Raw genomic sequence first — 6,271 nt, 5'->3', positions numbered from 1 at the left:
CCCAACGCGATGGAGACCTCACCGGTTACGACCATCGCTCGCATTCACACACTGAGCCAAGCCCACAATGGGCAAAGGCTACCGAACCACCCTCTTACAATTGCGGTGCTGCGACGGCTGCTCAATCGAGCAGACCGCGCACGGTGCTCGCTAGGTTGGCGAGTCTGGCATCGGCGCGTTGGCGCCGGTGCCTCACCCACTCCTTGCCCTCTGCAGCGATCCCTTCAAGCACGTGCAGGGTGTGGCTGAGTCCGGAGGCATCCAGTGACAATTCGGCGATTCTGGTCGGGTCCTCGTTGTGCTGGAGCGCTTCGTTGTCGGACTCGCTCACCAGGACCGAGACCGGTTCCCCGCTGAACAGTGTCAACTCGAAGGTCTGTTGTCGGGCCGCTATACCGTCGATCCGGACGGCGGCGACGGCGTCGAATCGATAATTGAGCCGCTGTGTTGTGCGGTCCACGGCGGCCTCGAAATCCAGATCGATGTTGACCTGCCTGACCCCGTCGTCGGTGAGTAGGAAGAGCAGCAGACGGTAGCGGGAGTACCGCCACGGACCGCGCGGGTACCGCGCCTTCTTGCAGGAGTTGGCGGGCGCCTCGATGAAGGCGTGCGCGATAACCTGGCTCGGGCGTAGCCTGTACTGCCGCATGGCTTGGTCGACCAAGACCTTACGGTCACCTTCCAGCCAGGCGGCCATCTCAGTGTCCGACGGTTTGTCGGAGAGTTTGCGCTGCCACCGGTGGTACGCCGCCCACCTGGCTGCCTCCTTGTCAGCTCGCTCCGCCTGGTCGGCGGTCACCCTGCGGCGTTCGGCGACGATCCGGAACGACGAGCGGAGCGCCGGCACCGCAGACGCCACCGCGAGTAGGCACCAGGCGATGCCTTGGAGGGGAGCGGCCATCACGGCGGCAGGAACAGCCCACAAGCTGCCGGCAGTCAGGGCAACCAGCCCACCGATGTAAAGTGCCATCGTTGTGCCTGGGGATTGGAGCTGGTGGCGGTACGCCGTCAACGTGTCCCGTTCCCACTGTTCGCGGACGTCGCTCACCAGGTATCGGACGAGCCAAGCGATTTGTTCGGCCTCGATGCGCTGCTCACGGTAGATCTCGACCAACTCGTCCCGCAGTTGTCGTCGAATTCCTGCCGTTTGGGCGAGCCAGTGTGCGCGGTCGGTTCCTCGCGGGACGTATCGGCCGAAATAGCGGTTGAAGAGCCGGTCTACCTTGCGGGCGAAGCCCCCTGGCGGCGCTTCAGGGCGACGCTGGCGGGGCGGACGCATTCCGGCGTCCTTTTTTCGCAGGCGCGTCCTTCGGTAGTAGCGGTCTGCCCCACCGATGCAGAAGGCGGCTAGGCCGGCCAGGCTGACGAGCAGACCGAGGTTCGAGTCGAGTTCGCCGTGAGCCGCCACCAGTATGGTCAATTTGACAAAGGCGAATGTGAAGAGAGCCGTGCCCGCGCCGACGCGTAACCAGTCCCTCAAGGCGACAGCGGGGGGCTCGACCGGTAAGGTCCTCGGCTGCGCTGGCGTGGGGTGGAAGAACTTCCAGACCCGGTTCAGCCGGTCATCCGCGGTGCGTTGCGTCTTCGCGAGAGTGACAGATCTTTGCCACATCTCATCCTGCATGGCGCCCTCGAGTAGTGCATCGAGGTGACCGTAGATCCAGTCGCGTTGGCGCTGGTTCAGCGCGTCGATTTCCTTGATGACGAGTTCTGCCTCGGCAGCGTTGACCGGACCCAGGATCCGGATGATGGCCTTCAACCCCGCTGCCCATTCGTCACGGTCGTCAAGTTCTGGCAGGCTGGTACAGATGGCGTCGAGGCGATCCAACTCCTCCGTGCCGAGCTGTCGTAGGGTGCGTCCGCTCAACAGTGCGATCAGCCGGTAGAACTGGACTTCGGTGGTGGCATATCCGCCGGCCACCGCCTTCTCGATGAACCTCCGTGCCTCATCGCGAACCCGCGCGCGGAGGTACTTCAAGGCGGCGTTGAATTGTTCTTCGGGGCTCGGGTCTGGTGGCAGACGGTAGAAGTTGACGTCGCCGTGAACGATCCCCGCCTGCAGATCGACGCGAGCGTCGCCTTGGGCGACGTTGGTCGCCGTGGGGCTTGTCACGACAGCCCTCGCACCGTGGCGATGATGACTGCTAGGCGCGCTGCCAGCTCAGTCACGTCGGCTACCAAACCCCGCAACCGCTTGAGCGCGACGAGCAGGCCGCCCCGCTTTTCGGAGGTGTTTGCTGAAAGGCAGTCGGTTGCCGCGTCCAATTCCGACTCGGCCGCCACATAGGTCTCTTCGTCGAGGTGACCATCGAGGTGGGCCTGCTTGAGGTGGCTCCTCAGCTCGGCAATACTCGCTGCCCAGGTCGACCGGCCCGTCCGGGCCTGCGCCGAAAATGACATTGCCGTGGATCTGCCCGGCCTGCACCCCTACCCGGGCGTTGCCGGTAGCAATGTTTCGGTTGGTCATACCCATTGGCTGGCTCCCGTCTCGACCTGCGGTGTCTGATTGGCTAATCGGGCCATAGTTGATCAATTCCTGTGCCAGTGCGGTGGCGAACGCGGCGGCGTGGCGTGCCGCCCGCGGTTGCCAGTTCATTCCGTCGGTAGCTGTCTTGCTGCCGTCGGCGCGGTCACTGATACCGCGTACGACCACCACGGGAAGGGCCCGGTTTAGGTGGCCGGCCTGTGCTACACCCGCCGCCTCCATCTCGATCGCTACGGCGTCGTTGTAGTGCTGACGGATCCAGTTGGCCTGCGCGGAGATTGCCGAGTCCTGTACGACCTCACCAGCGGCAATAGGCCCGAAGTGGACCACTGGAGAAGAACCGGTGGGTAGGCCGTGGCGCCAGCTACTGCCTCTGGCAACGTGATGCGCGACCTGGTCAGCCTCGTGCGGGATCTCCCACGCCTTTGGTCGGGCCTTCAGGCCATCGTCCTCGCTGGTGCCGCCGTGATAGGCGTAGATCTTGCTCGCGACGACGACATCGCCGAGCTGAATGTTGCGCCACAGGCCACCGGCCACTCCGACGAACAGCACTGCGGCCGGAGCGAATTCCGCCATTGCGCGCTCAGCGAGGACTGCGGCCGAATGATTACCTTTGCCGACCAGGGCCAGCGCGACCCGGCAACGACTCTGGCGGATCCGGCCCACTTCAAAACGGGTGCCGGCGGCGTGTCGGTGCACTCGCAACTCGGTCAGTCGGTCGCGGACCGCTTCGTACTCGAGGTTCAGGGCCGTGAGGATCACGACGAGACCGCTGTTCGTGCTCACGTTGTCTCCTTGCTAATTAAACTGGTAGGTCTGGTCATGGGGGGATGCAGCGCTGTGCGAGGGCCAGGTCGGAACAGCCGCGCGGGACGGCCGCCCTCCGTCTTCCGAGTGCCTCCGGCGGGAACGATGAAGCCGTCCACGCCCTGCACCTTCCGGTAGAAATTCCGTGGATCGAGCTGTACGCCCCATACCGCTTCATAGACGTTCTGCAGTTCCGAGATGGTGAAGGTCGGGCCGCAGAACGCTGTGGCGAGGGCGGAGCGCTCCAACTTCTCCCGGGCTCGGTCGACACCTTCCGTGAGAATCTGTCCGTGGTCGAAGGCGAGCCGCGCTCTGCCGGACAGCGCCTGGGCCACCGGCGTCCAACACGCGGCTGACGCGTCGGTGCCGGCGATCGGTTCAGGCAGCCGAGGGGCGACGGCCAGGTATGCCACAGAGACCACCCGGCCCCTAGGGTCTCGCCCGGGTCTGCCGTAGATGCCCAGTTGTTCGAGGTGCAACTGATCTGCCCCCACGCCGGCCTCCTCGGAAAGCTCCCGATGGGCAGCGGCCAAGAGGTCTTCCTCTTCATGGCTCAGGAAACCGCCAGGCAGGGCGAGAGCCCCCTGATAGGGCTCGACGCCGCGCTCGATCAGCAGTACCTGCAGGCAGGATTCACGCAGCGTGAGGATGACGAGGTCAACCGCGAGCAGAACGGCTGGGGCAACCCAGCGATCGTCGGACATGAGTCGACCATAGGCTTACTGTCAGCCTGACAGGAACCCTGCTGAGTGTCGGATTTCAGCAGCGTGCCAACGGGCACCCGTCGGCCGCACACGGCAGTTGGAGCAAGGTGCGCCTGCGGTATCAACGCTTGATTTGGCGAGTAGATGTGCACGGTTCGGCCGGCGGTGACCAGCACGGTGCCGCCGGCCGGGAGGACCGGGCTTTGTCTGGCCGGGGCAGCAGCGGGTTCCGAGTCCGTGCGGCGCAGACCAACGCCGCAAGGCACCCAGGGTTGCGGGGCGAGTACGCCGCCACCGCATGCCCATGTCGCCGCACCGGGCCTCGGCACCAAGCAGGTGCTGCTAATGCTCGGCTGGTGCGGTGAGACGGCCTGGTGGCGTCCGGCTCAGTCGGCCAGTTCGTCGGCGAGCAGGTCCATCAGCAGCCCGTCGTGCCAGCGCCCGTCCTCGCCGCGCTCGTAGCGGCGCAGCACGCCGACGGGGCGGAAGCCGACCTTCGCGTACGCCCGGACGGCCGCCGTGTTCGCCGCCGCCGGGTCGATGGTGAACCGGTGGTGGCCGTGCTCGTCGATCAGGTGCCGGACCAGGGTGCGGATCGCGTCCCCGCCGAGCCCGGCGCCGCGTACCGCCGGGTCGAGGAAGACGTCCATGCTGGCGTGCCGGTAGTCGGGGTCGTCCTCGGCGTACCACTGGATCGCGCCGACCACCCGGCCGTCGTGCTCGATCGCGTACACCGTCAGGGCCTCGTCGGCGAGGTCGGCCCGGACGGCGGCGACCAGGTCGTCGCCGCCGCGCCACCAGCGCCGGACCTCCGGGTTGGCCCGGATCGCGACGAGCGCCGGCACGTCCCCGGCGCCCGCCGGCCGCAGGGTCACCGCCCGGCCGCGCAGCATCCCCTCAGCCCCGGATCTCGCCGTGCTCGACGCAGACCGCCGCCCAGCCGACCGGCAGCACCTGCACCTTCATCCGGCGGCGGCAGTGCGCGCAGAAGCGCGGCGGCTCCAGCTCCCGGGCCGCCGCGCACCCGTCGTGCGACCCGGCCGCCACGGCCTCGCCGCAGCGGTCGCACCAGGCGGCCGACGTCCCGCCGGCCGCCGTCGCCGCGTCACTCGTCGTCACCGGGGCGCTCACAGCGTCGCGGAGAGCGCCTTGACCGGCATCTTCAGGTCGTCGAGCAGCTCCAGGTCGGCCGTCGCCGGCCGGCCCAGCGTGGTCAGGTAGTTGCCGACGATGACCGCGTTGATGCCGCCGAGGAGGCCGTCGCGGGTGCCCAGGTCACCGAGGGTGATCTCCCGGCCGCCCGCGTACCGCAGGATGGTGCGCGGCATGGCCAGCCGGAAGGCGGCGATGGCGCGCAGCGCGTCCTTGCCCTCCACCACCGGCCGGTCGCCCAGCGGGGTGCCGGGGCGGGGGTTGAGGAAGTTCAGCGGCACCTCGTGCGGGTCCAGCTCGGCGAGCTGCGCGGCGAACTCGGCCCGCTGCTCCACCGTCTCGCCCAGGCCGAGGATGCCGCCGCAGCAGACCTCCATGCCGGATTCGCGGACCATCCGCAGGGTCTCCCAGCGCTCCTCCCAGGAGTGCGTGGTGACCACGTTGGGGAAGTAGGAGCGGCAGGTCTCCAGGTTGTGGTTGTAGCGGTGCACGCCCATGTCGACCAGCTCGTCGACCTGCTCCTTGCTGAGCATGCCCAGCGACGCGGCGACCTGGATGTCGACCTCGGCCTTGATCGCGGCGACGCCCTCGCGCATCTGCTTCATCAGCCGGGCGTCCGGGCCGCGCACGGCCGCCACGATGCAGAACTCCGTCGCCCCGGTCGCCGCGGTCTGCTTCGCCGCCTCGACCAGCGAGGGGATGTCCAGCCAGACCGACCGGACCGGGGAGGTGAACAGGCCCGACTGCGAGCAGAAGTGGCAGTCCTCCGGGCACCCGCCGGTCTTCAGCGAGACGATCCCCTCGACCTCCACCTCGGGCCCGCACCACCGCATCCGCACCTCGTGGGCGAGCTGGAGGGCGGCGGGCAGCTGCTCGTCGGGCAGGTTCAGCACGGCGAGGACGCCGGCCTCGTCGAGACCGACGCCGTTCTCCAGCACCTGGGTTCGGGCCTGGTCGAGGATCTCTGGCATGGCTCGTACCCTACAAGGCCACCTGGCCGGGATGAACGGCCCGCGTGTCGGCACCCGGACGCCGGGGTGGACACGCCGGGCGCTGGCCGGCGGGTGGTAATTTCGCCCGGCGGAAGCGGCCGACGGCGGCCGGCCGGGCGGCGTGGGGGTGA

General features: G+C 67.8%; 5 protein-coding genes and 1 pseudogene. All 6 read right to left on the bottom strand.

The annotated features are described in order from the left end of the window. Positions 1–121 precede the first annotated feature (121 nt). Positions 122–2,113 carry a hypothetical protein gene (locus tag ACGFNF_RS29855; protein ID WP_393172238.1) on the bottom strand — a complete coding sequence of 664 codons (1,992 nt, stop codon included), beginning with the start codon at positions 2,111–2,113 and terminating at the stop codon, positions 122–124. Then, positions 2,110–3,271: pseudogene (locus tag ACGFNF_RS29850) on the bottom strand (purine phosphorylase). Before ACGFNF_RS29850 ends, ACGFNF_RS29855 begins: the two are co-directional and overlap by 4 nt. Next, a complete protein-coding gene (locus ACGFNF_RS29845) occupies positions 3,268–3,996 on the bottom strand; it encodes an NUDIX domain-containing protein (RefSeq protein ID WP_393172236.1) in 729 nt (242 codons plus the stop codon). Before ACGFNF_RS29845 ends, ACGFNF_RS29850 begins: the two are co-directional and overlap by 4 nt. A gap of 386 nt (positions 3,997–4,382) precedes the next feature. Then, positions 4,383–4,889, bottom strand: a complete 507-nt coding sequence (locus ACGFNF_RS29840) for a GNAT family N-acetyltransferase (protein WP_393172234.1) — start codon at positions 4,887–4,889, stop codon at positions 4,383–4,385. Positions 4,890–4,893: 4 nt separating this feature from the next. Continuing rightward, complete coding sequence (locus ACGFNF_RS29835) at positions 4,894–5,127, bottom strand: hypothetical protein (RefSeq protein WP_393172232.1); 234 nt, start codon at positions 5,125–5,127, stop codon at positions 4,894–4,896. Further along, the gene (gene bioB, locus ACGFNF_RS29830) at positions 5,124–6,119 is read right to left on the bottom strand and encodes a biotin synthase BioB (RefSeq protein WP_132233178.1); all 996 of its coding nucleotides are present in this window, start codon (positions 6,117–6,119) and stop codon (positions 5,124–5,126) included. The genes ACGFNF_RS29835 and bioB overlap by 4 nt, the downstream gene beginning before the upstream one ends. Between the last annotated feature and the right edge of the window lie 152 nt (positions 6,120–6,271).

It is taken from the genome of Micromonospora sp. NPDC048868 (genome assembly GCF_043198195.1).
Taxonomy (GTDB): domain Bacteria; phylum Actinomycetota; class Actinomycetes; order Mycobacteriales; family Micromonosporaceae; genus Micromonospora; species Micromonospora reichwaldensis.
This window is presented reverse-complemented; position numbering and strand designations above follow the sequence as displayed.